The sequence below is a fragment of the Mycobacterium europaeum genome (assembly GCF_002102155.1).
Lineage (GTDB): Bacteria > Actinomycetota > Actinomycetes > Mycobacteriales > Mycobacteriaceae > Mycobacterium > Mycobacterium europaeum.
On the sequence record NZ_LQOU01000009.1, the window covers coordinates 44,041 to 69,971 of the forward strand.

General features: G+C 68.2%; 23 protein-coding genes and 2 tRNA genes. 10 read left to right on the forward strand and 15 right to left on the reverse strand.

What is annotated here, in order from left to right:
* Nucleotides 1–158 precede the first annotated feature (158 nt).
* The gene (locus AWC03_RS03190; RefSeq protein WP_085239082.1) at nucleotides 159–929 is read left to right on the forward strand and encodes an enoyl-CoA hydratase; all 771 of its coding nucleotides are present in this window, start codon (nucleotides 159–161) and stop codon (nucleotides 927–929) included.
* Between the two features lie 15 nt (nucleotides 930–944).
* On the opposite strand, the gene AWC03_RS03195 is transcribed toward AWC03_RS03190, so the two are convergent.
* The 10 genes from AWC03_RS03195 to AWC03_RS03240 form a co-directional block, all read right to left on the reverse strand.
* A complete protein-coding gene (locus AWC03_RS03195; RefSeq protein WP_085239083.1) occupies nucleotides 945–2,108 on the reverse strand; it encodes a dihydrolipoamide acetyltransferase family protein in 1,164 nt (387 codons plus the stop codon).
* A complete protein-coding gene (gene bkdB / locus AWC03_RS03200; RefSeq protein WP_085239084.1) occupies nucleotides 2,105–3,160 on the reverse strand; it encodes a 3-methyl-2-oxobutanoate dehydrogenase subunit beta in 1,056 nt (351 codons plus the stop codon). Before bkdB ends, AWC03_RS03195 begins: the two co-directional genes overlap by 4 nt.
* On the reverse strand, nucleotides 3,157–4,248 hold the full coding sequence (gene pdhA, locus AWC03_RS03205; protein ID WP_085239085.1) for a pyruvate dehydrogenase (acetyl-transferring) E1 component subunit alpha: 1,092 nt from the start codon (nucleotides 4,246–4,248) through the stop codon (nucleotides 3,157–3,159). Before pdhA ends, bkdB begins: the two co-directional genes overlap by 4 nt.
* A 194-nt stretch (nucleotides 4,249–4,442) precedes the next feature.
* Nucleotides 4,443–5,264 carry an HpcH/HpaI aldolase/citrate lyase family protein gene (locus AWC03_RS03210; RefSeq protein ID WP_085239086.1) on the reverse strand — a complete coding sequence of 274 codons (822 nt, stop codon included), beginning with the start codon at nucleotides 5,262–5,264 and terminating at the stop codon, nucleotides 4,443–4,445.
* A complete protein-coding gene (locus AWC03_RS03215) occupies nucleotides 5,261–5,764 on the reverse strand; it encodes a MaoC family dehydratase (protein ID WP_085239087.1) in 504 nt (167 codons plus the stop codon). Before AWC03_RS03215 ends, AWC03_RS03210 begins: the two co-directional genes overlap by 4 nt.
* Entirely contained in the window at nucleotides 5,761–6,927 is a 1,167-nt protein-coding gene (locus AWC03_RS03220) for an acyl-CoA dehydrogenase family protein (protein WP_085239088.1), read from the reverse strand. Before AWC03_RS03220 ends, AWC03_RS03215 begins: the two co-directional genes overlap by 4 nt.
* A complete protein-coding gene (locus tag AWC03_RS03225) occupies nucleotides 6,924–8,930 on the reverse strand; it encodes an acetyl/propionyl/methylcrotonyl-CoA carboxylase subunit alpha (protein ID WP_085239230.1) in 2,007 nt (668 codons plus the stop codon). Before AWC03_RS03225 ends, AWC03_RS03220 begins: the two co-directional genes overlap by 4 nt.
* Nucleotides 8,931–8,935: 5 nt before the next feature.
* Nucleotides 8,936–10,507 (reverse strand): carboxyl transferase domain-containing protein, encoded by a 1,572-nt coding sequence (locus AWC03_RS03230; protein ID WP_085239089.1) that lies wholly within the window; start codon nucleotides 10,505–10,507, stop codon nucleotides 8,936–8,938.
* An 11-nt stretch (nucleotides 10,508–10,518) separates the two neighbouring features.
* Nucleotides 10,519–11,169 carry a CoA transferase subunit B gene (locus tag AWC03_RS03235; RefSeq protein WP_085239090.1) on the reverse strand — a complete coding sequence of 217 codons (651 nt, stop codon included), beginning with the start codon at nucleotides 11,167–11,169 and terminating at the stop codon, nucleotides 10,519–10,521.
* On the reverse strand, nucleotides 11,169–11,912 hold the full coding sequence (locus tag AWC03_RS03240; protein WP_085239091.1) for a CoA transferase subunit A: 744 nt from the start codon (nucleotides 11,910–11,912) through the stop codon (nucleotides 11,169–11,171). The genes AWC03_RS03235 and AWC03_RS03240 overlap by 1 nt, the downstream gene beginning before the upstream one ends.
* 193 nt (nucleotides 11,913–12,105) lie before the next feature.
* On the opposite strand from AWC03_RS03240, the gene AWC03_RS03245 reads away from it, so the two are divergent.
* Both AWC03_RS03245 and AWC03_RS03250 read left to right on the forward strand, forming a co-directional pair.
* Nucleotides 12,106–12,762, forward strand: coding sequence for an SACE_7040 family transcriptional regulator (locus tag AWC03_RS03245; protein ID WP_085239092.1), 657 nt, complete (start codon nucleotides 12,106–12,108; stop codon nucleotides 12,760–12,762).
* A 64-nt stretch (nucleotides 12,763–12,826) separates the two neighbouring features.
* Nucleotides 12,827–13,591 (forward strand): MmpS family transport accessory protein, encoded by a 765-nt coding sequence (locus AWC03_RS03250; RefSeq protein WP_208859346.1) that lies wholly within the window; start codon nucleotides 12,827–12,829, stop codon nucleotides 13,589–13,591.
* A gap of 4 nt (nucleotides 13,592–13,595) precedes the next feature.
* On the opposite strand, the gene AWC03_RS03255 is transcribed toward AWC03_RS03250, so the two are convergent.
* A complete protein-coding gene (locus AWC03_RS03255) occupies nucleotides 13,596–14,936 on the reverse strand; it encodes an MFS transporter (protein ID WP_085239093.1) in 1,341 nt (446 codons plus the stop codon).
* Between the two features lie 130 nt (nucleotides 14,937–15,066).
* Here AWC03_RS03255 and cmrA point away from each other — a divergent pair, with 130 nt between their 5' ends.
* The gene (gene cmrA / locus AWC03_RS03260; RefSeq protein ID WP_085239094.1) at nucleotides 15,067–15,873 is read left to right on the forward strand and encodes a mycolate reductase; all 807 of its coding nucleotides are present in this window, start codon (nucleotides 15,067–15,069) and stop codon (nucleotides 15,871–15,873) included.
* 3 nt (nucleotides 15,874–15,876) lie between these two features.
* Here the strand turns inward: cmrA and AWC03_RS03265 are convergent, their stop codons facing one another.
* A complete protein-coding gene (locus AWC03_RS03265; RefSeq protein WP_085239095.1) occupies nucleotides 15,877–17,448 on the reverse strand; it encodes a helicase HerA-like domain-containing protein in 1,572 nt (523 codons plus the stop codon).
* 120 nt (nucleotides 17,449–17,568) lie between these two features.
* Between AWC03_RS03265 and orn the strand changes: the two genes are divergently transcribed.
* Together orn and AWC03_RS03275 are read left to right on the forward strand one after the other, a co-directional pair.
* Nucleotides 17,569–18,216, forward strand: coding sequence for an oligoribonuclease (gene orn / locus AWC03_RS03270; protein WP_085239096.1), 648 nt, complete (start codon nucleotides 17,569–17,571; stop codon nucleotides 18,214–18,216).
* Between the two features lie 46 nt (nucleotides 18,217–18,262).
* A tRNA-His gene (locus AWC03_RS03275) sits at nucleotides 18,263–18,338 on the forward strand.
* A gap of 31 nt (nucleotides 18,339–18,369) precedes the next feature.
* Here AWC03_RS03275 and AWC03_RS03280 read toward each other — a convergent pair.
* The 3 genes from AWC03_RS03280 to AWC03_RS03290 all read right to left on the reverse strand — a co-directional run bounded on the left by AWC03_RS03280 (nucleotide 18,370) and on the right by AWC03_RS03290 (nucleotide 23,024).
* Nucleotides 18,370–19,566: a L,D-transpeptidase gene (locus tag AWC03_RS03280; RefSeq protein WP_085239097.1), complete on the reverse strand. Its 1,197-nt coding sequence runs from the start codon at nucleotides 19,564–19,566 to the stop codon at nucleotides 18,370–18,372.
* A 131-nt stretch (nucleotides 19,567–19,697) separates the two neighbouring features.
* Nucleotides 19,698–20,600 carry a DMT family transporter gene (locus tag AWC03_RS03285; RefSeq protein WP_085239232.1) on the reverse strand — a complete coding sequence of 301 codons (903 nt, stop codon included), beginning with the start codon at nucleotides 20,598–20,600 and terminating at the stop codon, nucleotides 19,698–19,700.
* A 66-nt stretch (nucleotides 20,601–20,666) separates the two neighbouring features.
* Complete coding sequence (locus AWC03_RS03290; RefSeq protein ID WP_085239098.1) at nucleotides 20,667–23,024, reverse strand: MMPL family transporter; 2,358 nt, start codon at nucleotides 23,022–23,024, stop codon at nucleotides 20,667–20,669.
* A 196-nt stretch (nucleotides 23,025–23,220) separates the two neighbouring features.
* On the opposite strand from AWC03_RS03290, the gene AWC03_RS03295 reads away from it, so the two are divergent.
* The 4 genes from AWC03_RS03295 (at nucleotide 23,221) to AWC03_RS26705 (ending at nucleotide 25,715) form a co-directional block, all read left to right on the forward strand.
* Entirely contained in the window at nucleotides 23,221–24,459 is a 1,239-nt protein-coding gene (locus AWC03_RS03295) for a GNAT family N-acetyltransferase (protein ID WP_085239099.1), read from the forward strand.
* A 186-nt stretch (nucleotides 24,460–24,645) separates the two neighbouring features.
* Nucleotides 24,646–24,721 (forward strand) — tRNA-Lys (locus tag AWC03_RS03300).
* A gap of 174 nt (nucleotides 24,722–24,895) precedes the next feature.
* Nucleotides 24,896–25,171, forward strand: a complete 276-nt coding sequence (locus AWC03_RS03305) for a hypothetical protein (protein WP_085239100.1) — start codon at nucleotides 24,896–24,898, stop codon at nucleotides 25,169–25,171.
* A gap of 16 nt (nucleotides 25,172–25,187) precedes the next feature.
* Complete coding sequence (locus AWC03_RS26705) at nucleotides 25,188–25,715, forward strand: hypothetical protein (RefSeq protein ID WP_141659187.1); 528 nt, start codon at nucleotides 25,188–25,190, stop codon at nucleotides 25,713–25,715.
* Nucleotides 25,716–25,931: the final 216 nt, after the last annotated feature.

The following is a 25,931-nucleotide window of genomic DNA, read 5'->3' on the forward strand; positions in this document are numbered from 1 at the left end:
TCAGGACCGGGCGGTTCCACACTCATACGGCAACCGACGTGGCGAAAAACCACCCCGACGCCCCGCAGTACCCTTACCCCTGCCCCGAGTCGCAGCCGGCGGCGCCGTAACCGTGCGTCGCCCAAGACCCGCCATCCCCCGAGCCGCGGAGGTACCCGATGGCCCAGTCAGACCTCGTCTTGTACACCGTCGACAATCGCGTCGCGCTGATCACCGTCAACGACCCCGACCGGCGCAACGCGGTCACCGCCGAGATGTCGGCGCGGCTGCGCGCGGCCATCGAGCGGGCGGAATCCGATCCCGACGTGCACGCCGTGGTGGTCACCGGTGCCGGCAAGGCATTTTGCGCCGGCGCGGATCTGAGCGCGCTCGGAGCCGCCGGCGGCGACAAAGCCGAGACGGGTCTGCAGCAGCTCTACGACGGCTTCATGGCCGTCGGCAGTTGCCGGTTGCCCACCATCGCCGCGGTCAACGGCGCGGCCGTCGGCGCGGGCCTGAATCTCGCATTGGCGGCCGACGTCCGCATCGCCGGGCCGGCGGCGATGTTCGACGCCCGATTCCAGAAGCTGGGGCTGCACCCCGGCGGCGGTGCGACGTGGATGCTGCAGCGGGCGGTGGGCCCGCAGGTCGCCCGCGCGGCACTGCTCTTCGGCATGCGTTTCGACGCCGAAGCCGCCGTGCACCACGGCTTGGCGCTGGCCGTCGCCGACGATCCCGTCGCCGCGGCGCTGGAGCTGGCGGCCGGGCCCGCGGCGGCCCCGCGCGAGGTCGTCCTGGCGACGAAGGCCACCATGCGCGCCACCGCCAGCCCGGGATCGCTCGATCACGAACAACACGTGTTCGCCATGCGCACCGAACTCGGGCCGCAAGCCTATTCCATCCAGTCACCGGAGTTCGCCCAGCGATTGGCCGCGGCGCAGCGCCGGTAACCGCCGCACAGCCGACTACAGGTCCAGCAGCGCGGTCATCGGTGACTCAACCAAATCCCTCAGCTCGGTGACGAACTGGGCCGCCTGCGCGCCGTCGGCGACGCGGTGGTCGAACACGCAGGTGAGCGTCATGGTCGGGCGCACCACGAGCTGATCACCGACGGCCACCGGGCGCGGTTTGATCGCCCCCATTCCCAGGATGGCCGCCTCCGGATGGTTGATCACCGGCACGCCGTCGTCGGCGCCCAGCGCACCGAAATTCGAGACGGTGAAGGTGGAGCCGCGCAGTTCCGCCGGGGTCAGCGTGCCCGCTCGCGCGCCGGTGATCAATTCGGTTGCCCGTGTTGCCAGTTCGCGGGTCGTCTTGGTGTGCGCGTCGGTGATCACCGGGACCAGCAGCCCACGCGGGGACGCGACTCCGAATCCCAGGTGCACGCGATGGTCGACGCGAACCGCCGGTCCGTCGGGCGAGTCGACCCATGTCGAGTTGAGAATCTCGTTGTGGCGCAACGCGACGAGCAGCAGCCGCATCGTCAGGACGAACGGCGTGATCTTCTCCTCCGTCGACACCCGGTCGGACAGCCGCAGCAATTCGGTGCAGTCGACCGCGACACTGACTGTGGCGGAGGGGATCTCGCGGTGCGACAACATCATCTTCTCGGCCATCCGCGCCTGCACGCCACGGACCGGCCGGACGTCGGCGCCGTTCTGGCCCGCGGCCGCCAGCACGTCCGCGCGGGTGATGATGCTGTCGGGATCGCCCTGCAGCGACCGCAGGTCGACCATCAGGTCCTTGGCCAATCTGCGCACCGGAGGGGAGGCGAGCGGGCGGCGGGTTCGTCGGCTGGCGTCGATGCCGGCGTCGGCGCCATAGCCGACCAAAGTGGGGACCGTCCCGGCGTCCCCGCGATCGTCGCCGTTCAGCGCGGCCGTATCGATGCGGACCAACACCGCCCCCACCGGCAGCACATCGCCTTCGCCGCCGTGTGTTTCGACGATCCGACCCGCATACGGGCTGGGCAGCTCCACCTCCGCCTTCGCCGTCTCCACCGAGCACAACACCTGGTTGAGCTCGACGTCGTCGCCGGCGGCGACGTTCCAGTGCGTCACGGTCACTTCCTGCAACCCCTCGCCGAGATCGGGGACGCGAAACGCCTTCACTCTTTCGTCGGTGCTCATGGCTGCCCCAACGCACGCTCGACGCAGTCCAGCAACCGGTCGGGGCCGGGCAGCCAGAGTCGCTCCAGCCGGGCCGGCGGGTACGGGGTGTCGAATCCGCAGGCGCGCAACACCGGCGCCTCCAACTCGTAGAACATCTCCTCTTGAATCCGGGCGGCCAACTCGGCGCCATACCCCAGGCTGCGCGGCCCCTCGTGCATCACCACACAACGTCCGGTCCGATGAACCGACGCGGCCACGGTCTCGAAGTCCAACGGGACCAGTGACCGCAGGTCGATGACCTCGATGCTCCAACCACGTTGCCGCTGCGCATCTTCGGCCGCGGCGACGGCGGTGCCGACCAGGCTGCCGTAGGCCACGACCGTCACGTCGGAGCCGGGCCTTCGCACCATCGCCTGCCCGATCGGCGGTTCCGTCCGCTCGGTGTCGACCGTGCCGCGGACCTGATAGCGCCGCTTCGGCTCGAGGAACATCACCGGGTCCGGGCAGGCGATCGCGTGGCGAAGCAGCCAGTACGCGTCGGCCGGGCCGGAGGGAACCACCACCTTCAGACCCGCGGTATGGGCCCAATACGACTCGGTGGACTCCGAATGATGTTCTGCGGCACCGATTCCACCGAAGGAGGGGATTCGCACCGTGACCGGCATGTCGATTTCGCCGCGGGTGCGGGTGCGGTACTTCGCCAGATGGCTGACCACCTGATCGAAAGCGGGGTAGGAGAACCCGTCGAATTGAATCTCCGGCACCGGGACGAAGCCGCGCAACGCCAGCCCGACCGCGATGCCGATGATGGCGGATTCGGCCAGCGGCGTGTCGAAACAGCGCGTGTCGCCGAACGTTCCGGCGAGTCCGTCGGTCACCCGGAACACCCCACCCTCGACCGAGACGTCCTCACCGAACACCAGCACCCGGTCGTCGGCGGCCATCGCGTCATGCAGGCTTCGGTTGAGCGCCTGCACCATGGTCAGCGACTGCGCACCGAGCGCTACGTTCTGCGAGGCCGGAGTGAGGGTTTCGGCCGGACCGGCGGGTCGATCCGCGAGCTGGGTCATTCGGGCCTCCCCAGTTCGGCCCGCAGCTGTTGGCGCTGCGCCTCGAGCCCGGGCGTCATCTCGGCGTACACGGTGGTGAACACCTCGTCGACGTCGAAATCGGGTGCCCCGCACACCGCGTCGCGCAACTCGGCGCGCATCCGCTTGCAACGGGCAGCAACACGCTCCGCCAAGCGGTCCGACCACAGGCCCTGCCCCTGCAGGTAGGTGCGGTAGCGCGGGATCGGGTCGAGCGCCGCCCAGCGGTCCACCTCCTCCTGGGTCCGGTAGCGGCTGGGATCATCGGCGGTGGTGTGCGGGCCGAGCCGGTAGGTGACCGCCTCGATCAGGGTCGGGCCACCGCCGGCCCGGGCGCGGCCGGCGGCCTCGGCCATCACGGCGTAGCAGGCCAGCACGTCGTTGCCGTCCACCCGGACCCCGGGCATGCCGTACCCGATTGCCTTGTGCGCGATCGACGGTGCCCTGGTCTGTTTGTGGATCGGCACCGAAATCGCCCACTGGTTGTTCTGCACGAAGAACACGCACGGCGTGGCGAACACGGCCGCGAAGTTCAGCGCCTCATGCACGTCCCCGACGCTGGTGGCACCGTCGCCGAGGAAGGCCACCGTCACCGAATCCTCGCCGAGACGCTGCGCGGCCATCGCCGCGCCGACGGCGTGCAGGGTCTGGGTGCCGATCGGAATCGAGGTCGGGGCGCAGCATTTCTTGGTGAATTCCAGTCCGCCGTGCCAGGTTCCGCGCCACACCGCCCCGACGTGCCCGGGCGGGATGCCGCGCACCAGATACACGCCGAGCTCCCGGTATTGGGGAAACAGCCAGTCCGTCTTGCGCAAAGGGGCCGCCGCGCCCACCTGGGCGGCTTCCTGACCGCGGCAGGACGCGAACAGCGCCAACTCCCCCTGGCGCTTGAGGTTGACGAACTCGGTGTCCAGCTCCCGGGTGACCGCCATCATCTCGTAGAGCCAGCACAGTGTCTCGGCGGGAAGGTCGCGGCCGTAGCGGAGTTCGGGCGTCGGTGTGCCGTCCGCGGCGACGAGTTGCACCGGGTCCAGGTCGACGGTCATCGGCAGTTCAGGCGCCTTTGCCATACCGTCTCCCTACCTCGGTGCCGCAGGGGTCACAGCAAAGCTCCCGAGACCCGCCGCGAGCCGAAGTCGATGACCAGCTACCCGAAAGTCTCCGCTCGCCGCGACACTGGCGTACTGACCATTATGCGCTCAAATCAGAAGAGACCGCGGCGATCGCGACCGTGTCGCGCCGTCGGGCACGGCGCTGTGGGCGGTCACTGGGCGGCGGATTGCCCCGCCCTGCGCACCAGCATCTCCGCGTGCTTGAGCACCGGCGAGTCCACCATCTGCCCCTCGAAGGCGAAAACGCCGCGCTCGGTGCGGGCGGCCGCCAATACCCTTCGCGCCCAGTCGACTTTGTCCTCGCTGGGTCGGTAGGCGTCGCGCACGACCGGAATCTGGGTCGGGTGAATGCAGACCGTCCCGTGGAAGCCCACCGCGACGGCGTCGTTGGCTTCCGCGCGCAGGCCGTCGAGGTCGCGGATGTCCAAATGCACCGCGTCGAGCGCGATGCGGCCGAAGGTGGACGCCGCCAGCAGAACCGTCGACCGGACGTGGCGGGCGACGTCGCGGTAGGTGCCGTCGGCCAGCCGGCTGGAGCTGCCGCCAAGGGCGGCGACCAGGTCCTCGGCGCCCCACATCATCGCGACGGTCCCGTCGGCGGCGGCGATCTCGGTGGTGAACACCGCCCCGCGGGGCGTCTCGATCAGCGCGATGACGTCGCGCGGTGCCAGCGCGGACACCTGCGCGGCCGACTCGGTCTTCGACAGCATCACCGTCGTGTACGCCGTCTCGGCCAGGGCGTCCAGGTCCCGGGCGTATTCCTCGGTGCCCGCCGCGTTGATGCGCACCACGGTGCGCTCGGGATCCAGCGGGGTCTCCCGCAGCGCCTTGCGGGCGGCGGGCTTGTCCGCTTCGGCCACGCCGTCCTCGAGGTCGAGGATCACCACGTCGGCCGCGGCGGCGGCCTTTGCGAACCGCTCGGGACGATCGGCCGGGCAGAACAGCCACCCCGGGCCGGCGGAGTGCAGGTTCATCGTGACTCCTCACCGTCTGGCCGCTTTTGGACCAGCGTGGTCCGCACCGCGCGCGCGACGACGTCGCCGTGCTGGTTGCGCCCGGTGTGCTCGAGGGTGACGATCCCTTCGCCGGGCCGGCTCTTGGACTCGCGCTTGCCGGTGCACACCGTCTCCGCGTAGAGGGTGTCGCCGTGAAAGACGGGCTTGGGAAACGACACCTCGGAGAAGCCCAGGTTGGCGACGATGGTCCCCAGCGTCAACTGCGAGACGGACAGGCCGACCAGCGTGGACAGGGTGAACATCGAGTTCACCAACCGCTCCCCCCGGAAGCCCGGCTGCTCGGCGGCCCAGGCCGCGTCCAGGTGCAGCGACTGGGTGTTCATCGTCAGCGTGGTGAACAAGACGTTGTCGGCCTCGGTGATGGTGCGGCCGGGACGGTGCAGGTAGGTGGTGCCGATCTCGAACTCCTCGAACCACAAGCCCCGCTGGATGATCGACTTGCCGCTCTGCTCGCTCATGACAGCCCCAGCGACCGCGCGATGAGCATCAGCTGCACCTCGGTGGTGCCCTCACCGATCTCGAGGATCTTGCTGTCGCGGTAGTGCCGCGCGACCGGATATTCGTTCATGAACCCGTAGCCGCCGTGGATCTGGGTGGCGTCGCGGGCGTTGTCCATGGCCGCTTCCGACGCGATCATCTTCGCGATGGCCGCCTCCTTCTTGAACGGCTTGCCTGCCAACATCTTTGCGGCCGCGTCGTAGTACGCCGTGCGCGCGACGTGGGCGCGTGCCTCCATCCGCGCGATCTTGAAGCTGATGGCCTGGTAGGAGCCGATCGGCTGACCGAACGACTGGCGTTCCCTGGCGTACTTGACGCTTTCGTCGACGCAGCCCTGCGCGGCGCCGGTGGCCAGCGCGGCGATGGCGATGCGGCCCTCGTCCAGGATGGACAAGAAGTTCGCGTAGCCGGTGCCGCGGGCGCCCAGCAGGTTCTCCTCGGGAACGCGGGCGTCGGCGAAGCTCAGCGGGTGGGTGTCCGAGGCGTTCCAGCCGACCTTGCTGTAGACCGGTTCGACGGTGAATCCCGGTGTGCCGTTGGGCACGATGATCGTCGAGATCTCCTTCTTGCCGTCACCGACCGTTCCCGTCACCGCGGTGACGGTGACCAGTTTGGTGATGTCGGTGCCGGAGTTGGTGATGAACTGCTTGCTGCCGTTGATCACCCACTCGCCGTTGTCGAGCCGGGCCGTGGTGCGGGTGGCGCCCGCGTCCGAGCCGGCGCCCGGCTCGGTGAGCCCGAAACCGGCCAGCGCCCGGCCGGCCGTCAGGTCCGGCAGCCACTTGGCCTTCTGTTCCTCGGAGCCGAACCGGTAGATCGGCATCGCACCGAGGCTGACGCCGGCCTCCAGCGTGATCGCCACCGACTGGTCGACCTTGCCCAGTTCCTCGAGCACCAGCGACAGGGCGAAGTAGTCACCGCCCATCCCGCCGTACTCCTCGGGGAACGGCAGGCCGAACAACCCCATCTCGCCCATCTTGGCGACGACTTCGTAGGGGAAGCTGTGCTCTTCGTCGTGTTTGGCCGACACCGGCGCGACCACGGTGCGCGCGAACTCGGCCACCGTGTCGCGAAGATCTTCGTATTCCTTGGGTAGCGTTCCCGCGGTGATGGATGTCGTCATGTCTCGTCCTTACTCGAATCGGCTGCTGTGTCGGGCTCTTCGGGGACCAGCCGGGCCAGCACTTGGTCGACGGTGACCTGAGCGCCGACGGAGACCAAGAGCTCCACTCGTCCCGAAACCGGCGCGGAGAGCGAGTGTTCCATCTTCATCGCCTCCACGATCACCACCACGTCACCCTCGGATACCTCGGTGCCCGAGGGAGCCTGGACCGCGATCACACTGCCGGGCATGGGGCTGAGGATCTCGGCCTGCTGCGCGCCGGCCGCGCGGTGAATCTTGTGTTCCTCGGCCTCGCGCAGGTGCCAGGCCCCGCGCTCGTCGGCGATCCACAGGTGACGGTCGGCCTCCGCCCATCGGTATTCGCGGCGCACGCCGTCCAGCGTGACGTCCATCCGGGAACCGTCGAGCTGCACGCTGGCCGAACCGATCTCACCCGAGCCCACCTGCACCCGGGCGGCGCCGGGCGTGCCCCATACCGACACGGTGTCGCTGCGCAGCGGTGTCTGCATTTCGGTGCGGACGGGCGCCGGTGCCCCGCCGACCCGCCATCCGGTCGGCGTGGCCCAGGGGTTACCCGGGGCCCGGCGGTCCAGGGCCCACTGGCGGTAGAGGCCCCCGGCGGCGAGCACGTCGTCGGGGGCCGGCAGCGGTGCGAAGTCCGCCACCCGCTCGTCGAGCAGCGCCGTGTCCAGGTCACCGGCGCGGACGCGCTCGTCGGCCAGCAGGAACCGCAGGAATTCGATGTTGGTCTGCACACCCAGGATCGCCGTGTGCGCAAGCGCCCCGTCGAGTTTCGCCAGCGCCTCGTCGCGGTCCTCGCCGTGGGCGATCACCTTGCTCAGCATCGGGTCGTAGTCGCTGCCGACCAGCGTGCCCGCCAGCAGCGACGAGTCGACGCGGACCCCGGACCCCGACGGTTCGACGACCTGCAGCACCCGACCGCCGGTGGGCAAGAAGCCCCGTGCCGGATCCTCGGCGTACACCCGGGCCTCGATCGCGTGGCCGTGCAGTTCGATGTCGTCCTGCGCGAAGCCCAGTTTCTCTCCGGCCGCGACCCGTAGCTGCCACTCGACCAGGTCCAGGCCGGTAATAGCTTCGGTGACCGGGTGTTCCACCTGCAGCCGGGTGTTCATCTCCATGAAGAAGAACTCGTCGGGCCGATCGGCGGACACGATGAACTCCACGGTGCCCGCCCCGACGTAGTCGACGCTGCGGGCGGTGTTGCAGGCGGCCGCTCCGATGCGGGCGCGGGTCTGCGGGTCGAGCAACGGAGAAGGCGCCTCCTCGATCACCTTCTGGTGGCGCCGCTGCAGGCTGCACTCACGCTCGCCGAGGTGCACCACGTTGCCGTGGGTGTCGGCGAGCACCTGCACCTCGATGTGCCGGGGCCGCAACACGAATCGTTCCAGGAACAGGGTGTCGTCGCCGAACGACGAGGCGGCCTCCCGCCGTGCCCCCAGCAGGGCGTCGCGCAGCCGGCTCGGGTCCTCGACCAGGCGCATGCCTTTGCCGCCGCCGCCCGCCGACGGTTTGATCAGCACCGGATACCCGACCTCGTCGGCGGCGACGACCAGTTCCTCGTCGGTCAGTCCGGGCTTGGCCACCCCGGGCACCACCGGCACGTCGAACGCGGCGACCGCGTTCTTGGCGGTGATCTTGTCCCCCATCACCTGGATCGCCCGCGGCGGCGGCCCCAGGAACACCACCCCGGCACGCTCGCAGGCGGCGGCGAATTCGGCGTTCTCCGAGAGGAACCCGTAGCCCGGGTGGATCGCCTGAGCTCCGGTGCGTGCCGCCGCGTCCAGCACCTTGCCGATGTCGAGGTAGCTGTCGCGGGCCGCGGCGGGTCCGAGCCGGACGGCCGTGTCGGCCTCCAGGACGTGGCGGGCGTTGGCGTCAGGGTCGCTGTATACCGCCACCGAGCGGATGCCCAGCCGGCGCAGGGTTCGCATCACCCGGACGGCGATCTCGCCGCGGTTGGCCACCAATACGGTCTCGAACATGGTCATCACATCCGGAAGACGCCGTAGGACACCGGCTCCAGCGGGGCGTGAGCACATATCGAAAGGGCTAGCCCGACAACTGTTCTGGTGTCGGCCGGATCGATGATGCCGTCGTCCCACAGGCGCGCGGTCGAATAGTACGGGTTGCCCTGGTCCTCGTATTGGGCGCGGATCGGCGCCTTGAAGGCCTCCTCCTCGTCGGGCGGCCAGGGTTTGCCCGAAGCGGCCAGCTGCTCGCCGCGCACCGTGGCCAGCACCGAGGCGGCCTGCTCGCCGCCCATCACCGAGATCCGGGCGTTGGGCCACATCCACAGGAAGCGCGGCGAGTACGCCCGTCCGCACATCGAATAATTGCCCGCACCATAGGATCCGCCGATCACCACCGTCAGCTTGGGCACCCGGGCGCAGGCCACGGCGGTTACCATCTTGGCACCGTGCTTGGCGATGCCGCCCGCTTCGTAGTCGCGTCCGACCATGAACCCGGCAATGTTCTGCAAAAACAGCAACGGAATCTTGCGTTTGTCGCAGAGCTCGATGAAATGCGCGCCCTTCAAGGCGGATTCGCTGAACAGGACACCGTTGTTGGCGATGATCCCGACGGGGTGGCCGTGGATGCGCGCGAAGGCGGTCACCAGTGTCTTGCCGTAATTGGCCTTGAATTCACTGAACTCTCCGCCGTCGACCAGCCGCACGATCACCTCGTGCACGTCATAGGGCACCCGGGGGTCCGGCGGCACCACGTCGTAAAGCTCGGTCTGCGCGTGTGTGGGCTCGACCGTGGGCCGGACGTCCCACTGGCCGGGCTCGCGCGGGCCGAAGGTCGCCGCGATCGCGCGCACGATGCGCAGCGCGTGCTCGTCGTCGTCGGCGAGGTGGTCGGTGACACCGGAGACCCGCGAGTGCAGGTCGCCGCCGCCGAGGTCCTCGGCCGAGACGATCTCCCCGGTGGCCGCCTTCACCAGGGGCGGGCCGCCGAGGAAGATGGTGCCCTGCTCGCGCACGATGACGGCCTCGTCGCTCATGGCCGGCACGTACGCTCCACCCGCCGTGCACGAACCGAGGACGGCGGCCACCTGCGGAATCTCCTTGGCGCTCATGGTCGCCTGGTTGTAGAAGATCCGGCCGAAGTGCTCGCGGTCGGGGAACACCTCGTCTTGACGCGGCAGGAATGCGCCCCCGGAGTCCACCAGATAGATGCAGGGCAAGCGGTTCTGCAGCGCGACCTCCTGCGCGCGCAGGTGCTTCTTGACCGTGATCGGGTAGTAGGTGCCACCCTTGACCGTGGCGTCGTTGGCGACGATCACGCACTCCCGCCCGGACACCCGGCCGATCCCGGTGATGATTCCCGCGCCCGGCGACTCGTCGTCGTACATCCCGTTGGCGGCCAGCGGGGCCAGCTCCAAGAACGGGCTGCCCGGGTCGAGCAGCCGGTCCACCCGCTCGCGCGGCAGCAGCTTGCCGCGACTGACGTGGCGTTCGCGCGCGCGTTCGTTACCGCCCAGCGCCGCGGCCGCCAGCTTGGCGTTCAATTCGGCGACCAGCCGGCGGTGCTCGTCGGCGAACGACGGCGCGGTCATCACGGTTGAAGTCACGAATGCCTCCCGGTTGTCGCCCGCACAAGCGGCGGTTCGGTTTTGTCCAGCACCTCGTCGACCGAGACGCCGGGGGCGGTCTCGATCAAGTGCAAACCGTCGTCGCGGACGTCGATGACGGCCAGATCGGTGATGATGCGGTCGACACAGCCCGTACCGGTCAGCGGAAGGGTGCACCGCGCAACGATTTTCGGGCTGCCGTCGCGCGCGGTGTGCTCCATCATCGCGATCACCTTGCGCGCGCCGTGCACCAGGTCCATCGCGCCGCCCATGCCCTTCACCAGCTTTCCCGGAATCACCCAGTTGGCCAGGTCGCCGGTGGCCGAGACCTGCATCGCCCCGAGCACGGCCACGTCGAGGTGCCCCCCACGGATGATCCCGAAGGAGGCCGAGGAACCGAAGAAGGCCGCACCCGGCAGCGTGGTGACCGTCTCCTTGCCCGCGTTGATCAGATCCGCGTCGGCGTCCCCGGGCCGGGGATAGGGCCCCACCCCCAGGATTCCGTTCTCCGAATGCACGACGACGGTGACGCCGGCCGGGATGTGGTTGGGCACCAGGGTGGGCATCCCGATGCCCAGGTTCACGTATTGGCCGTCCTCGAATTCCGCGGCCACCCGCGCCGCCAAACCCTCTCTACTCCATGGCATCAGCGCACCGTCAGCTTCTCGATCGGCTTGACCGGGTCGGGCACATGCACGACCCGTTGCACGAAGACGCCCGGGGTGTGCACCGTCTCGGGATCGATCTCTCCCGGCTCGACGAGATGCTCCACCTCGGCGATCGTGATGCTGCCTGCCTGCGCGCAGTCGGGGTTGAAGTTGGCGGCGGCCCGGCGGTAGACCAGGTTGCCGTGCCGGTCGCCCTTCCAGGCGTGTACCAGCGCGAAGTCGGTGCGGATGGCCCGCTCCAGGACATAGGTGACGCCATCGAATTCGCGGGTCTCCTTCGGCGGCGACATCACGGCCACCGCGCCGGATGCGTCGTAGCGCCACGGCAGACCACCGTCGGCGACGGGGGTGCCGACGCCCGCCGGGGTGTAAAAGGCCGGGATTCCCATCCCGCCGGCACGCAGCCGCTCCGCGAGTGTGCCCTGCGGGGTGAGCTCCACCTCGAGTTCACCCGCGAGGAACTGGCGGGCGAACTCCTTGTTGTCACCGACGTAGGAGGCGATAGCCCGGCGAATTCGCTTGTGCTCCAACAGGTGAACCAACCCGACGCCGTTTCCGCCGCAGTTGTTGGACACCGTCTCCAGGTCACGCGCGCCGGTGGTCACCAGCGCGGCGATCAGCGCCTCGGGGATGCCGCAAAACCCGAAGCCCCCCACCGCGAGGGAGGATCCGTCGGTTATGTCGGCAACCGCCTCGGCGGCCGTCGCCACCACCTTGTCCATCGCCGCAGCAGCCTCCTTGCCGTCGGGCGGGCGGTTTTGAGTTAATGCTCATTAACTCGCCGCTGAGAATACCATTGGCGACCCCACCGGTCCAGAAACGCCGTTCCGGCATGGCGCCGTCCGTTACCGCAGGTTAATCGTGGATAACTCGTGCTAAGTTAGTGACGATTAACCAACTGGACGGGGGTTCGTCATGACAGCGTCCACCTCCGACGACCGGACCGGTCCCCCCGATGCCCCGAAGCGGCGCAGCCAGCTGAAATCCGACCGGCGCCTGCAGCTACTCTCGGCCGCCGAGCGACTGTTCGCCGAGCGCGGCTTCCTCGCCGTGCGGCTCGAAGACATCGGCGCCGCCGCCGGCGTCAGCGGACCGGCGATCTACCGGCACTTTCCCAACAAGGAGTCGCTGCTGGTCGAGCTGCTGGTGGGCATCAGCGCGCGGTTGCTCGCCGGCGCCCGCGACGTGCGGGCCCGCAGCTCCGACGCGGCCGCCGCGCTGGACGGATTGATCGATTTTCATCTCGACTTCGCGCTCGGGGAGCCGGACCTGATCCGCATTCAGGACCGCGACCTCGCGCACCTGCCCGAGGCGGCCGAGAAGCAGGTGCGCAAAGCGCAACGCCAGTACGTCGAGGTGTGGGTCGGGGTGCTGCGCGAGCTGAACCCCGACCTGGCCGAGGCCGACGCGCGGTTGACCGCCCACGCGGTGTTCGGCCTGCTGAACTCGACGCCGTACAGCATGAAATCCCCCGACGCCTCGCGCAGCAAGCCCGCCCGCGCCGCGCGATCCCGCGCCGTCATGCGGGCGATGACCGTCGCCGCGCTCGCCGCCGGCAACGAGTGCCCCTGAGCCGCCCGCCGGTGAGGTGAACCACCGGCCCGGCGCCCGGCGCAGGTACTCTGCAATCCATGAGGTGGAGATGAACGATTCACGTCCCACCGACCGGTTCAGTGCTTCTATGCCCGGATCGGGGCAGCAGGGTCCGTGGTACCCGCCCCCGGCCGATCCGGCCTACGCCGATCAGACGCCCTATGCGTCCGCGTACGGCGGGCAGCCTCCGTCATGGGCGAACGACACCAACACCACCAAACAGCTGCCGGCCTACTGGCAACAAGAGCTTCGCCCATCGGGCCAACCGCCTCCCCCGCCGCCGGAAGGCCCGAAGCATCCACCGCGTTGGCTGTGGATCGTCGCCGGTGCGGCCGTGCTGCTCGTGGTCGCCTTGGTCATCGCCCTGGTGCTGGTGAACGACGCGATCAAGACGCAGACCGCCGTCCCGCCGTTGCCCGCCATGCCGGAGACGACTCCGACAGTGCCGAGCCCGTCGACACGCGCCTCCCAGCCGCGCATCCCGGCCCCGGTGCCGCCGACCGGCGGCGCGCCGACACCCAGCGAGTCGCCCGGCCCGGCCGCGATGCAGGACATCGTCTACAGCGTGGCCGGCGAAGGCCGCGCGATCAGCATCATGTACATCGACACCGGGGACCTCATCCAGACCGAATTCAACGTCGCGTTGCCCTGGAGCAAAGAGGTCAGCCTGGCCGCGACGGCCGCGCACCCGGCCAACGTCACCATCGTCAACATCGGCCACAACGTCACCTGTTCGGTCACCGTCAACGGCGTGCAGATGAGCAGGCGCGTCGGCGTGGGCCTGACGATCTGCGACGCCAGGCGCTAAGCGCCTACGTCGGTTCGGCCGCGAAGGCGCCGCGCGCCGGCACCCGAACCGCCAGCATGGCGAGCAGTCCGGCGATCAGCACCAGCGAGATGCCGCCCAGGCCGGCGCGCACGGCGCCGAATATGTCCACGAACACGGAGAACAACCACGGCGCGACGAACGCCACCGCCCGGCCGGTCATCGTGTACAGGCCGAAGGCGACGCCCTCCCGGCCATGCTTGGCCATTTGCAGCAGCAGGGCGCGGGAGGACGACTGCGACGGACCGATGAACATGCACAGCAGCAGGCCGCATACCCAGAAGGCCACTGCACCCGACAGCAGCATCAGGGTCAGGCCCAGGACAACGATCGCGACCAGCGATCCCACGATGACGGGCTTCGACCCGATCCGGTGATCGACGAACCCGCCCAGCACGGCGCCCACCGCCGCCACCACGCTGGCCACCACACCGAAGATGAGCACGTCGCCCTGTGAGATGCCGTAGACGTTGACGCCGAGCACGGCGCCGAAGGCGAAGATCGCCGCCAGCCCATCCCGGAAAAGCGCGCTCGCAAACAGGAAGTAGACCAGGTTGCGGTCGCGCCGCCATTCGGCGGACACCTCGGTGAACAGCTTGCGGTAGCCGCCGAGCATGCTCGTCGGCTCGTGCACCTCGGCCGAGTCGGGAAGCCGGTGTGCGACGAACAGCAACGGCAGGGCAAAGATCGCCAGCCACGCCGCCGCGACCAGCATCGCCTCCCGGACGTAGAGGCCGTCGTGCAGCGGCACCCGCAGCAGCCCCCGCGTCGCGTGCGGACCCGAGCCCGAACCGGAGATGAATCCGCTGTAGACCACCACCAGCAGCAGGACGCTGCCGACGTAGCCCGCCGCCCAGCCCAGCCCGGAGATCCGGCCGGCGGTCTGTGGCGTCGAAAGTTGGCGCAGCATCGCGTTATACGGGACGCTGGCCAGGTCACCGCAGGCCGCCGTGGCACCCATCAGCACCAGCCCCGCCCACAGGTAGCCGGGGCGGTCGTGGACGAAGAACATCCCACAGGTGAGCGCGACGGCCAGCGCGGTCAGCACGCTCAGGGCAACCCGCCTGCGGTGCGGGGATTCCACCCAGACGCCGACGGCCGGCGCCAGCAGCGCGACGGTCAACCCGGCGATCGCCGCGGCGCGCCCCAGCCAGCTCGCCGGCGTGGTGCCGCCGGAGATGCCTACCCCCACGCTGCTGGTCAGGTACACGGCGAAGACGAAGGTCGCCACGATCGCGTTCAGGCCGGTGGAGCCGCAGTCCCACAGCGCCCAGGCCACCACCCGGGATGGCGCGGGCGTGAGGGAACGCGACGACGGCTGGCCCATGCCCGGCAGCCTATTGGTTCCCGCAGCGACCCGCCGCGCCCGGCTACGCCGCGCTCGCGATCGCTGCAATTGGTTCCCGCAGCGACCCGCCGCGCCCGGCTACGCCGCGGCGGCTGTCTACGATTGCCTCATGCCGATCCCCGCTCCCAGCCCGGACGCGCGCGCCGTCGTCACCGGCGCTTCGCAGAACATCGGTGAAGCCCTGGCCACTGAACTGGCCGCGCGCGGCCACAGCCTGATCGTCACCGCCCGGCGCGAAGACCTGCTCAACGCGCTGGCTGCCCGCCTGAGCGACAAGTATCGCGTCGCGGTCGACGTGCGTCCCGCCGACCTGGCCGACCCCGGCGAACGGGCGAAACTCTGCGACGAACTGGCCGCCCGGCCCATCTCGATCCTGTGCGCCAACGCCGGTACCGCGACCTTCGGTCCCGTGGCGACGCTGGACCCGGCCGTCGAGAAGGCCCAGCTGCAGCTCAATGTGCTGGGCGTGCACGACCTCACGCTGGCGGTGCTGCCCGGCATGGTCGAGCGCAGGGCCGGCGGCATCCTGATTTCGGGCTCGGCGGCGGGCAATTCGCCGATCCCCTACAACGCGACCTATGCGGCTAGTAAGGCGTTCGCGAACACCTTCAGCGAGTCGCTGCGCGGCGAGCTGCGCAACTCGGGCGTGCACGTCACGCTGCTGGCGCCGGGACCGGTGCGCACCGATCTGCCCGATGACGCCGAACGGTCGCTGGTCGAACGGCTGGTGCCGGACTTCCTGTGGATCTCGACCGAGCACACCGCCAAGCTGTCGCTGGATGCGTTGGAGCGCAACAAGATGCGGGTGGTACCGGGCCTGACGTCCAAGGCGATGTCGGTGGCCAGCGGGTACGCCCCCCGCGCTATCGTCGCGCCTATCGTGGGCAGCTTCTACAAGAAGCTCGGCGGCGGGTAGGGGTCAGCGGCGCCGGCGTCCTCCGTTGCCGAACAGGTTCTTCGTAATCTCGCGTATTGCCGTGTTGATGCCGCTTTTCACGGTGGGGTTGTTCAGCACTTCCTCCCACATCGCCGGCCCTTTGGGCTCCGCGGGCTGCGGCATCGGTGGGGGCGGCTCGTTCGGCGGGACCGGCGGGTAGTCCGACTGCGCCTGCGGTGGCTGCGGCGAACCGGCGTGTCCGTCCCCGGCGGCGGCCGGCGGCTGCGCCGGCCGTTGAACCGTTTGGCCGTATTTCGCCTGCAGCGGACTGTCTTTCGCCGCCTGCGCGATCGCGTCGTCACCGATCGACGCCATCAACGAGCGTGGCACCCGCATCCGCGTCCACGCGACGGGTGTGGGCGCGCCCTTCTCGGACAGCACGGTGACGACGGCCTCTCCGATACCCAGCGACGTCAACGCCGATTCCAGTTCGTACACATCGGTTTTCGGATAGGTCCGCACCGTCTTGGCCAACGCCTGTTGGTCGTCGGGGGTGAATGCCCGCAGCGCGTGCTGGATTCGGGCACCCAGTTGGGAGAGCACGTCATTGGGCAGGTCCGTCGGCAACTGCGTGCAGAAGAACACCCCGACGCCCTTCGAGCGGATCAGCTTGACGGTCTGCTCGACCTGCTCGAGGAATGCCTTGGACGCGTCGGCGAACAACAGGTGCGCCTCGTCGAAGAAGAAGACCAGCTTGGGTTTGTCGACGTCACCGACCTCGGGCAGCACCGTGAACAAATCGGCGAGCACCCACATCAGGAACGTGGAGAAGATGACCGGACGCAGCGACTGGCCGCTGAACTCGAGCAGCGAAATGATCCCGCGTCCCTGATCGTCGACGCGCGACAGATCCTGGGGATCGAGCTTCGGCTCGCCGAAGAACGTGTCACCGCCCTCGGCAGCGAGATTCACCAGCGCGCGCAGGATGACGCCCGCCGTCGTCGGCGAGACGCCGCCCAGCGATTTCAGGTCCGCCTTACCCTCATCGCTGGTCAGGTGGCCGATGGCGGCGCGCAGATCATCCAAGGTGACCAGCGGACGGTTCGCGGCTTTGGCCCAGTGGAAGATCAGGCCCAGAGTCGACTCCTGAGTGGGGTTGAGCCCCAGCACTTTCGACAACAGAACCGGGCCGAAGCTGGCAACGGTCGCGCGGACCGGGACACCCACTCCGCCGGTGCCCAGCGACAAGAACTCGACCGGGAATCCGGTGGCCGCCCAGTCATCGCCGGTGTCTTTGGCGCGCGCCGCGGTCTTCTCGTTGGCCTCCCCCGGCCGGGCCAGGCCCGACAGGTCGCCCTTGACGTCGGCCATCATCACCGCGACGCCCGCGGCGCTGAGTTGCTCGGCGATCAGCTGCAGCGTCTTGGTCTTGCCGGTTCCCGTGGCGCCGGCCACCAGGCCGTGCCTGTTGATCGTCGACAGCGGAATGCGTATCCGGGCCGTCGGGTCGGCCGCCCCCTCGACGACGACCGTGCCCAGTTCGAGCGCCTGCCCGTCCACGGCGTAACCGTTCGCGATCCTGCGGGCGGGCGTCTCCGCCGATTCGGTGCTCATCGTGCTGCGCCCCCGTTCTCCACTGGTTCGGCATGCGGTACGGCAACGCTCACCCTACTTCTCCGGCGGAGTTGGGGGCGACGGGCAACATAAGCGCCGCGTGGGCCTAATGTGAGCGCTGTGCGAGACGAGTTGGTGTGGATCGACTGCGAGATGACCGGGCTGGATCTCGGATCGGACAAGCTGATCGAGATCGCGGCCCTGGTCACCGACGCCGATTTGAACGTCCTGGGCGACGGCGTCGACGTGGTGATCCAAGCCGACGAGTCCGCCCTGTCGTCGATGATCGACGTCGTCACCGAAATGCACACGCGTTCAGGGTTGATCGACGAGGTGAGGGCGTCCACCGTCGACCTGGCGACGGCCGAGGCCATGGTGCTCGATTACGTCGGCAAGCACGTCAAGCAACCCAAGACGGCGCCGCTGGCGGGCAATTCCATCGCCACCGACCGCGCGTTCATCGCCCGCGACATGCCCGCGCTGGACGCGTTCCTGCATTACCGGATGATCGACGTGAGCTCCATCAAGGAGCTCTGCCGGCGTTGGTATCCGCGCATCTACTTCGGCCAGCCGGTCAAGGGGCTGGCCCACCGAGCGCTGGCCGACATTCATGAATCCATCCGCGAGCTGCGGTATTACCGCCGGACCGCGTTCGTCGCCCCGCCGGGGCCGTCTACCAGCGAGATCGAGGCCGTGGTCGCCGATCTGGACCGCGGAGCGGGCACACCGGGACCGATCGATTCGGCCCCCGAGCCACCGACCGGCTAGTATCGACGTCGCCGCTCGTTGGCCTCACGGCCAGGTGGCGGCAATGGTGGCTGTAGTTCAGCTGGTAGAGCACCAGGTTGTGATCCTGGGTGTCGCGGGTTCGAGTCCCGTCAGCCACCCCAATCGGCCGGAAGGCCGCTTCCTAACCGCACGTCAGGTGTTGGCGTTGCCCGCTTTCCACTGCGCCCACGGGATGTTCCAGTCGCCCAGCCCCTCGGTGCCCGGCAACGTCGGCCCCACGGTGTTGATCACCTCGACGATGTCGCCGCTCTTGCTGTGGTCGTAGAACCACTCGGCGTTGCTGGGACTCACGTTCAGGCACCCGTGGCTGGTATTGGTGTGGCCCTGCGCACCGACGGACCAGGGCGCGGAGTGCACGAAGACCCCGCTGTAGGACATCTGGGTGGCCCAGTCGACTTCGGTGCGATATCCGTTGGGCGAGTTGACCGGAACGCCGTAGGTCGACGAATCCATGATGATGTGCTTGAACCGGCCGCCGATGATGTAGAACCCGTTGTCGGTCGGCGTGCTGTCCTTGCCCATCGACGTCGGCATCGTCCTGACCACTTCGCCGTTGACGCGCACGGTCACCGTCTTGGTGGTGTCGTCGGCGGTCGAGATCACCTCGTCGCCGATGGTGAAGTGCGTCTTGACGTTGTCCTCACCGAACATGCCGTCACCCAGGTCGACGCCGTAGGTGTTGACCGCCACGTCGATGGTCGTCCCCGATTTCCAGAAATGTTCCGGGCGCCAACGCACTTCGCGGTTGTTGAGCCAATAGAACGCGCCCTCGACGGGCGGGTTGGTGGTGATCTTGATCGCCTTTTGCGCCGCGACCCGATCGGCGATGTTCTCGTCGAAGCGGATCGCCACCGGCTCGCCGATCCCGACGACGTCACCGTCGCCGGGATAGGCGTAGGGCATGGTCAGGTGAGCGGGCGAACTGGTCTGGAAGGTCATCTGCCGATTCGCGGCGCCCCCCATGCCCAGCGCTTTGGCGCTCAAGGTGTAGCGCCTGTTGTAGCCCAGTTGCTCGGTGGTCGACCAGCGCAGGCCGTCGGGGCTCAGCTGACCGCTGATCGACTTGCCGTTCTCGTTGACCATGGTGACCGACGCGAGAACGCCGTCGGCGACGCTGACCGTCACCGGTGCATCCACGGTGACGCCGACGGCGCCGTCGGTCACCGAGGCGGTGAGCTTGGGGACCAGCAGATCGGCAAATGGAGTGCCCTTGTCGAAGATGACCTTCGCCGGCGCCGCGGTGTGGCCGCCGCCGCAGGCGACGCCGAACACAGCAAGCGAAGCGATCGCGACAGCCAGCCACGATCGTCGTCGGTGCAAAGGCGTCATCGAGTGACCTTCCAGGAAAACCGATGTAGTTGGTCACCGCTGACCAGAAACAGTGGATGCATTGTAATGGGTTTTTGCCGGCGCGCATGCCGACCTCGGCCGGTCCCGCACGCGGTGTTGCGGACCCGTGATCAGGCCGGTTGGCCCACCCTGTCGTGCAGTTCGGCCTCGACCCGATCGCGCGTGACGACGGCCTCGACGCGCGCGAGCTGGACGATGGCCACCGCGACCACCAGGACGGCCACCGCCAAGGCGACCATCCCGGTGCGACCGGCGTTCAACGTCTCGTCGAGCACGACAACCCCCAGTCCGGCCCCCACAACCGGCTGCGACACCTCCAGCGTGGGCATCGACGCGGTCAACGGCCCGGCCCGAAACGCCGCCTGGCTCCACAGCACCCCGCCCACGACGACCAGGATCGCCGCGTAGAGCTCCGGGGTTCGGATCACCGCCCATCCGCCATCACCGAGCCGGGCGACGACCTGCTTGGCCAGCACCGCGAAGACCCCCCACAGCGAACCGGACACCAGGGCGAACAGCACCGCGGCCGCGGCGCCACCGAAGATGCGGCCCGCGACGACGCAGGCGACCAACAGCGGGCCGAGGGTGACGGCTACCGCGGCCCAGGTGCCAAGCGGCGCGGACGCGTGACCGGCCTGCGGATTTCCGACGACGACGATCACGGTCACCGCGGCGGTGAGCAAGCCGGCCCACATCCGCTCGGCCCCGGTCACCCTGCGATGGAACAACCGGGCGTTGATCGGCAGCGCGAACAGCAGCGAGAACATCAGCAGCGCCTGAACCAACAGCACCGAACCCTGACCCAAAGCGGCCGCCTGCAACGCGACGCTCCCGGCGAGCAGCAGCGCGCCCCACCACCACCGCCGGTTGCGCAGCAGGCTGGCGAACAGCGCGACGTGGCCGACCGAGCGGTCCTCGAGGCAGTGCGCCGCGCGTTGCTGCAGCACGTCGCCCATCGCGACGCACAGCGCCGAAGCCAGCGCCAGCAGCACGGCGATATCGGTCTTGGTCATCATGGCTTCTCCGTCGATATCGGATGGGGCCCCGAATACCTTTGCGGCGCAGCGAATTCCGCTGGATCAACCACGGCTTGTCGCGGCTTTGGTGGGCCACCTCCGGATCGAGGGGCGCTGCGACTCGGGGGCGTCAGCCGCCCAGCGCCGCCGCCCCACCGCGGCGGCCGCATCTTCACCGGTCTCGGACCGCTCCCGCAGCCACTCCAGCGGTTTGGGCGCCCACCACGTCCACCGGCCGAGCAGGTGGATGAACGCCGGAACCAGGACCATCCGCACCAGGGTGGCGTCGGCCAGCACGGCAAGGGTCAGGCCGACGCCCAGCATCCGCATGAACGACACGTGCGCCGGTATCAGGGCGGCGAACGAGATCGACATCACCAGCGCCGCGGTGGTGACCACCCGGCCGATGCCGGCGATGCCCAATGCCGTGCTCTCGTCCGTGGCGGCGCGCGCCTCCGCGGCGGTCGGCGGCGTGTCCTGGATCGCCTGCGAGGCCAGCCAGTATTCGTGGATCCGCGACACCAGGAACACCTCATAGTCCATGGCCAGCCCGAAGGCGATGCAGAACAACAGCACGGGGATGTTCGCGTTCAACGTCCCGTTGGGGGTGGTCCCCAGCGCACCCAGGTTGCCGTCCTGGAAGATCCACGCCATGGCCCCGAACGCGGCCGTCAGCGACAGCAGGTTGCACACCAGCGCCTGCAGCGGCAGCACCGCGCTGCCGGTCAGCAGAAACAGCAGCGCGAACGTGATCACGGCGATCAACCCGAACACGAGCGGCAACCGCTTGGTGATCGCGCCGACGCTGTCGCGGTTGATCTGGGCCAGCCCGGTCATCTCCACCGACCGGCCCGCCGGTCCGGGGACCTTGTGCAGTTGGTCCAGCTGGGTGTTCGAGGCCGGCGAATAGAGCGGTGCGCTGCTGGTCACCGTCAGGAAGGCGCTGCCGTTGGCCGCACCGGTGGCCGCGGCGGGCGGTCCCACCAGGTGACCCGCGACGAACGTGCCGGTCGGGGCGGTGACCGCGGACACGTCGGTCACCCGCGACAGGGCGGCGGCGTAGCGGTCCAGGTCAGCGGGCCCGATGCCCCGGGCGTCGGGAACGACCGCGGTGACCCCCGTCCCGAATCCGTTGGCGAAATTGTTGTCCAGCATGTCGGCGACCTGGCGCGCCGACGCCGACGGGGGCAGCACGCGCTCGTCGGGAAAGCCCCACTTCACGCCCAGGAACGGCGCCCCCAGCAACAGCAGTAACGCGACGACGCCCAGTCCGGCCGGCAGGGAGTGGCGCAGCACGTACCGCGTCGAGCGGTACCAGAACTGCTCCTCGAGCGGCTTGTGCGCGTGATCCCGGAACGACCGCTGCCCGTGCAAGATGCGATGCAACAGCGGACGCGCGTCGAGCGCGTCCAGCCGGGGCCCCAGCAGCGCGATCGCGGCCGGGGTGACCACGACGGCCGACACCGCGACGAGGAGCGCGGTGGCCACGATGGTGTAGGCCGAGGATCTCAAAAAGTACATCGGGAACACGGCCATCACGGCCATCGACAATCCGACCGTGGTCGCGGAGAACAGCACCGTCCGACCGGCGGTGGCCATGGTCCGCATCAGCGCCCGCTCCCGGTCGTCGCTGCGGGCCAGCTCCTCGCGGTAGCGGCTGATGATCAGCAGGTTGTAGTCGATCGCCAGGGCAAGCCCCATCGCGATGCTCAGGTCCAGCGCGTACGTCGACACGTCGGTCGCGAAGCTGATCAGCCGCAACACCGACATCGTGCACACGATTGCCAGGGTGCCCAGCACGATCGGCAGCGCCGCCGCGACCACGCCTCCCAACACCCAGACCAGCACCGCGAAGCTCAGCGGGATCGCGATGGACTCCATCAACAGCAGGTCGCGCTCGTTCTGGTCGTTGATCTGGGCGTAGGCCACCGCCATGCCCCCGGCGCGCACCGTGACGCCGTCGCGGTCGTGCACCAGTTCGTCGGTGAGGGTGCTGGCGTATTTCTGGGCGTCGTTCTCCCCGCCTTTCAAGCCGGCCACGATCATCCCGGATTTCTGGTCTTTGCTGACCAGCTGGGCGGCGGCCTGGGGCGGTGAGGTCCACACCGAGGAGACATTCAAGACGTCCGGCGACGTCTTCAGGCGGTTCGCGATGTCGGTTCCGACGTCGCGTGCCTGACGGCTCTGGACGCCGGCCGGGGCGGTCACCACGATCAGCATTTGCTGATCGGTCTGGTTGAACTTGTCGCGCAGCACGTTGGTCGCCCGGGCCGACTCCGAGGTCGGGTCCTGAAATCCGCCGCCCGACAGGCTGTTGATCACCGGGAGTCCGAACACCGCCGCCCCGACCAGCACCAAGACGGCGACCGCGATGATGCGGCGCGGCGCGGCGATGGCCAGGCGGGTGAGTGCTTGCAGCATCGTTGGTCCTTTCAGTGCTAACTCCCCCGGCGTATCCCTATACCCGAACGAGGCCGCCTGACCCACCTTCGTCGGAGGCGGCCCGGCCACGTTTGGCAATTCGGCACTCGGGTAACGAACGGAAGGGGCGCCCTCACTACGTCGTTCGCAGGGCGGAGCGCCGGTTTGGCTGGGCTAGAAGCGGATTGGATGAGCGATGAACTCGACCGAAAACGCCATCAGCATGAGACATCCGACCGTGGACGACCTGCAGGCCGTCTACGAGAATCAGGCTCGCACGTTCGGGGATCCGGTCGACGAGCATGCCGTGGAAGCGTGGAAACGGCGCGTCGACGTCAACGACATCCTGGTGGCCGAGGACGTCTCCGATCCGCATCGGCCGTTGCTGGTGGGGACGTCGATCATCTATCCCACGCAGCTGACGGTGCCGGGCGGCGCCAGCCTGCGGGCCGCGTGGCTGACGATGATCGCGGTCGCGTCAACGCATCAGGGCAAGGGGGTCTGGGGACAGCTCAGCGCCAAGGGGCTGGGCATACTCATCGACCGCGGTTATCCGATCGTCTTCGGGGTGCCGACCCAGACCGCGATGTACGACGGTTTCGGCGCCGGCGTGGCGAGCTACCTCCGCAGCTACCGCATCGACCGCCGGTTCGCAAAGCTGCGAAACCGGCCGAGCCAGATCCGGGCTCGCGAGGTGCACACCGCCGAGGCGCGCCACCTGCTGCCGGAAATCTACGAAAGATGGTGCGCCACAACGCCTGGCGCGGTGACCCGCAACGACGCCTGGTGGGCGGACTACTTGGCGGACAGGCCGACCGAGCGGGCCAACGGGACCGCGCTGAACTACACGATCCATCCGGACGGCTTCTTGACGTACCGCGTCGTCGGCCAGTCGAACCACGGGTACCGGCCCCCGCTGGGCAACGTGGTCGTCCAAGATTTCTGCCCTGTCACCGACGAGGCACACACCGAGTTGCTGCACACGTTGTTGGCCCTAGAGATGTTCGACAGCGTCGAGATCGACGTGCCGGCCGACGATCCGCTGCCGCTCAAGCTCACCGACCTGCGGGCCGCGGAAACCACCGGCGTGGACGATTTCCTGTGGGTCCGGATCAACGACGTCCCCGAGGTGCTCGGCGCCCGCGCCTATGCCGCCGACATCGAGGTCACCCTGGAGGTCGACGACCCGCTCGGCCTGGCGGGCGGGCAATTCCTGCTGCAGGCCCGTGACGGCGTGGCCAAGTGCACGCCGCACGACGGCCCCGCCGACGTGAAGATCGGCCTGGCCGACCTGGCCACGATCTACATGGGCGCCCACAGCGCCTCCGGACTCAGCCGCGCGGGCCGGATCACCGAGCTGCGGCCGGGTACGCTCCGCCAGCTGGGCGTCGCCTTCGCCACCGACCGGGCCCCGTACTGCGGGACGCTCTTCTGAGGCGTTCAACGCGCTGATCGTGCTGCGCACCAGGCTCTTTCATCGACCAACAGCGCGGGAACCGCCGGGCTCTCGGCAAACATCCCACCCCACGTGGCGGCGTTGTCTATCCTGGAGGGGATCGGAGGATTTCGCGCCGCGGCAGGACGCCTGTTATTGTCGCGTACGCGGTCTCGGCCGTCGAAAGCGCCGTTAGCTCAGTTGGTAGAGCAGCTGACTCTTAATCAGCGGGTCCGGGGTTCGAAACCCTGACGGCGCACCACCCTAAAATCCTGGCCGAGCGGCCTTTGCGTTTTGAGGCGGTAGGCGGGCCTGTCACATCAGTTACAGCTGTCACAAAGGGCCCCACAACATCTCCACGCCGCGGGGAAGTATGTGTAACCGCGACCCGATCGCGGCATCGAATCTGTCAGTGGACGCACCTATCGTTTGCACCATGACCATCGTTCAGATCGGCGGCTACATGGTCGGCCAGGTGCCGATTGAGCAGATCGAGCCGGGAGAGACCGTGCTGACCCACCTGCTGGACGGATCCTCGTACACCTTTGTGGTCGAGATAAAACGCAACGAAACCGACAGGGCCGCGGGCACGTCCAAGCTCGGGTTGCAGGCCGCCCGCGAAACCGATACCCACGGTGTCGGCCCGGTGGCGACCGTTGAAGCCCCAGTTGGCACCTTGACCCACCGCGTCATCGGCAAAGCCAGTGACTAGTTCTGACCGTGCGGGAATGGCGAAGCTACGCAACGTCGCGTTGCAGGTTCTCAGCGGGGTCGTTGCCGGACTCGTAGTGCTGTGGGCAACAGGATCGCTAGGCCCGGTCTACCGGTGGATGGTGCGCTATATGCAGCCGGGGGTCTGGTCGGCCCTGGCCGCTTGGTTTGCGGTCGCAGTCGGAGTCGTGACCGTCGTGGTCGCGGGTCGTTACGCGAAACAACAGGTGGAAAAAGCCCAAGACCAAGTTAACGAAGCGCGTCGTGCACGTGAAGAACAAGCGCAACCCACAGTCGTGATATACAGCGAGTTGAATCCGTCCGCGAAACAATACATCGAAATTGTTGTGAAAAACTTCGGCACGACGCCCGCCTACGACGTGCTAGTCACAGTGGAACCCCCACTCAAAGCAACACCAAATTTGATCTCACGAGACAAACTGTTTGACGTGCTAATACCAGAATTTCTCATTCTGGCACCCGGACAAGAATGGCGAACTGGTTGGGATTTTTCTCCATCTAGAAAACAATATCAAGATAAATAGAATCGTCTTGCCCGGACCAGCGAGACGGAACTAACGGACCACGAAAAGCTTGAAAAACAGCGCCGGCTAGCCCTGGGTGGTGAAACGCCACCGGATCACGTTCTTGAAGAGAGATTCTTACCGTCGCGCTACAAAGCGACCGTCGTTTATAAAGACAGCCACGGTAAGAATTACCAAACAGAGGCGATACTCGATTCGGACCAATATAAGGGGACG